Origin of the sequence: Neisseria sp. P0022.S009 (assembly GCF_051956675.1) — a bacterium.
Taxonomy (GTDB): Bacteria; Pseudomonadota; Gammaproteobacteria; order Burkholderiales; family Neisseriaceae; genus Neisseria.
Genome location: NZ_JBQCXE010000079.1, coordinates 1 through 436, shown reverse-complemented (window position 1 = coordinate 436; position 436 = coordinate 1). Strand labels below are relative to the sequence as shown.

Below are 436 nucleotides of genomic sequence, written 5' to 3'. Positions count from 1 at the left end.
GTATTTATGATTACCATGCCGGTGCTGACCCACTCGATTCCTTTGGAGTTGCCGACTGCTTCGGAAAAAGCGGCGAAAGAGGATAAGCAGCCTAAAGATCCTTTGCGTTTGAGCATTGATGCCAGTGGTGCTTATATCGTTGGCGGCGATTCCGATACCAAAGTGGATTTGGCAACGGTAACTGCCAAGCTGAAAGAAGCCAAAGCGAAAAACGAAGATGTGATTGTGGCGATTGCGGCGGATAAAGCGGTTGAATACGATTATGTCAACCAAGCCCTGCAAGCGGCGCGCGAAGCCGGCATCAGTAAAATCGGTTTTGTAACGGAAACCAAAGCGCAATAATCTTTTGAATACAGTAAAGGCCGTCTGAAATTTGAGTAAAGTTTCAGCCGGCCTTTTGTTGTATTTGGTAACTATATGTCCAGGCTGTATAATT

1 protein-coding gene is annotated in these 436 nt (G+C 46.1%); it reads left to right on the top strand.

Annotation, left to right across the window (positions count from 1 at the left end; all coding sequences use genetic code 11):
• On the top strand, positions 1–342 hold a 342-nt coding region (locus tag ACTHUG_RS11520; RefSeq protein ID WP_440422307.1), incomplete at its 5' end, for an ExbD/TolR family protein.
• Positions 343–436: the final 94 nt, after the last annotated feature.